Here is a 2,815-nt window from a genome sequence, read left to right as displayed (position 1 = left end):
GGCCTTTACTAAACTTAATGTAGGATTTACATGTCCCTCTGCAGGAAAATTAACTATTAAAATATTCAACACGTATGTCTCACTCCTTACAATTCAATGTTCTTATTAATCGTACTGTTATTATTACAAGCAATCTTCCTCTAATAGTCCCAATATGCTTACTACTTTAGGTTGATAAATAATTATCAGTCATCGGAAAAGGCATCTACATAAGTAGATGCCTAACTGTGATAAGGAGTGTTCTGTGAGGTTAGGATAAGCTTTTCTGCTTGTCCTATGCTATCAATATATGAATTATTTTATAAAACGTGAATAGTTAATAGAATTATTTTAACCATTTTATTTGATCAAATGGATAATATACCATTTTCACTTTACCTATTACATGTGACTCATCGATAAGTCCAAGTGTATTCCTACTATCTTTACTATGATTTCGATTATCACCTAATACAAATAATTTATGCGAGGGAACTTTCATTTCTCTAAAGTTTGAAAAACGATTTGATACTTGTGACATATCTAACTGTATATACAACTCATCTCGCTTTTTATCGTTAATATATACCACATCGTTTCTTAATTGTATGTTATCCCCTGGTAATCCAATAATTCGTTTCACGTAGTATGTAGGCTCGTCTTCTTTTTTTATTATTACAACATCACCATGATGAAAAGAAGAAAAATAGACACTAGCCTTATTAACTAGTATGCGATTATTTTCATTCAAAGTAGGTTGCATCGAAATTCCTTCTACCATACAAAATAAAAATGACTTATTAATAATAATAATTCCTATTATAATTAAAATATAGCTACATATTTTTCTCCAATCTTTTAGAATCAATTGCTTCATATATACCTCATTTCTAATCTATTCGTATGTAAAAACGTCTCTAGTTCATATAAATGCTAGAGACATTTCGTATATTTTAATTCTCTTTAGAGTCATCTATTTTTGGTGCTTCGCCAGTTAATCGCTTATTTTTTAAATCAAAATAAGCATCTAAAACTTCTTTTCCAATATCAGAGTTAATACCAGACTTATCATTTATAACCCATGGTACTACAACGGAAAATGCTACTTCTGGATCATCATAAGGCGCATATCCCGCTAATGTTAAATTATAGCATTCTCTACGTTCACCTTTATCATTTCTGCCAATATTACTTTCTCCACCATATACAGTCTGTGCGGTTCCTGTTTTACCAGCAGGTTTATATGATGCTTTTTGAAACGTCCTTACTCCCGTTCCATCCCCTTCTTGGAAAACTCTTCTAAACCCTTCTTTTACTTGATTTATATAATCTTCTTTCATATCCACTCTATTTAAAACAACTGGTTCTATTGATTGCACCACTTTGCCGATTTCATCTTTCTGCACGGTTTGTTCTCTAATCTCTTGAACAATTTGTGGTTTCATACGATACCCACCATTTGCAATAGTAGAAATATATTGTGCAAGCTGAAGTGGTGTATACGTATCATACTGACCAATGGAAAAGTCTAATAAGAAACCAGGCTGATTATCTTTTCTCCCTATTTGTCCAGCTGTTTCATTCGGTAAATCAATGCCCGTTGGAACACCTAAACCGAATTGCCTGAAATAATATCTCATTTTATCAAAGTATTCTTGTTTAATATCTAGTGAACTATTTTTTACATAATCCACACCTGCAATTTTTAATGCTGTATTAAACATATAGACGTTAGAAGAAACTTGTAAAGCTCTTAGATCATCAATATTTCCGAATTCTTTCCAAGACTTTTTCTCCTTAGTTCCTTTGAATTTCATAGGTGCGTCATAAAAGTATGTACCTGGTGTTATAGCTTTTGTTTCAAACCCTGTTAACACTGTCGCACCTTTCACAGTTGATCCAAGCTCATATGAACTTGTCATCGTGCCTAAAGCGTAATCTTCAACTTCAGTTTTCCCGTCTTTTTCTACTAACTTTTTCCCAGCCATTGATAATACTTGACCATTTTTCGGATTCATCATTACAACGAAAGCACGGTCCAACATCGATTCTGAACCTTTGTATGCCTTTAATATTTTTTCTATGCTCTCTTCAACTTTTTTCTGTAATTCCATATCTATTGTTAAAGTTAAATTCTTGCCGCTTTTCCCTTCGGAAACTGTTTCCGTTCTAATCGTATTACCTTGTTTATCAGCAAGACTTCTTACTTCTTTCTTCGTACCATGAAGTACATCTTCATATTGTTGTTCGATGTAACTTTTCCCGACCCTGTCATTCCGGCTATAATCACGCACCAAATAATAATCTAATCGTTCACGTGGTAATCCTTCATCAGCATTCGAAACATTTCCAAGTACCGAGCGGAATAAACCATCATTAACATAGAAACGCTCCCAATCAACTGATGCATCTACCCCTGGGAGGTTTGCTAAGTTTTCACTAATCACAGTATATTCCTTTTCACTAACATCTTTTTTAATAATTTGAGGTGCCATTTGATAACCTGAAGTCATTTTACCTTTAATAGCCAACACTTCTATATCTTGAGCTGTTAATTCTTGAAGGTTTTTATCTGAAACTCGTTTTCTCTTTAACTCTTCAGTTTTTTTATCTAGCTCTTTTCCGRCAATATCATTTTCTCTAAACTTATCTATTTCTTTTTTAGATACTAAATTTTGAGCAACCTTTGGATTTAATTGCATCCAAAAATCTTTCTTATCTGTCTCGGTTAACTTATCTATATCTTCTTGCGGCATTTCAATTATTTCTGCAAGTTGTCTCGCAATTTTTAACATATTTTCCGACTTTACACCTTTCATCTTCGTATATGTAATTG

The 2,815-nt window shown here is 32.8% G+C and carries 2 protein-coding genes; both read right to left on the bottom strand.

The window, feature by feature from the left end:
• Nucleotides 1–325 precede the first annotated feature (325 nt).
• On the bottom strand, nucleotides 326–856 hold the full coding sequence (gene lepB / locus AC1DTM_RS21720; protein ID WP_016105004.1) for a signal peptidase I: 531 nt from the start codon (nucleotides 854–856) through the stop codon (nucleotides 326–328).
• A gap of 76 nt (nucleotides 857–932) precedes the next feature.
• The coding region (locus tag AC1DTM_RS21715) for a peptidoglycan D,D-transpeptidase FtsI family protein (protein ID WP_477000850.1) at nucleotides 933–2,815 on the bottom strand (1,883 nt) is incomplete at its 5' end.

The sequence above is a fragment of the Bacillus sp. P4_D3 genome, from assembly GCF_056401855.1.
This window is presented reverse-complemented; position numbering and strand designations above follow the sequence as displayed.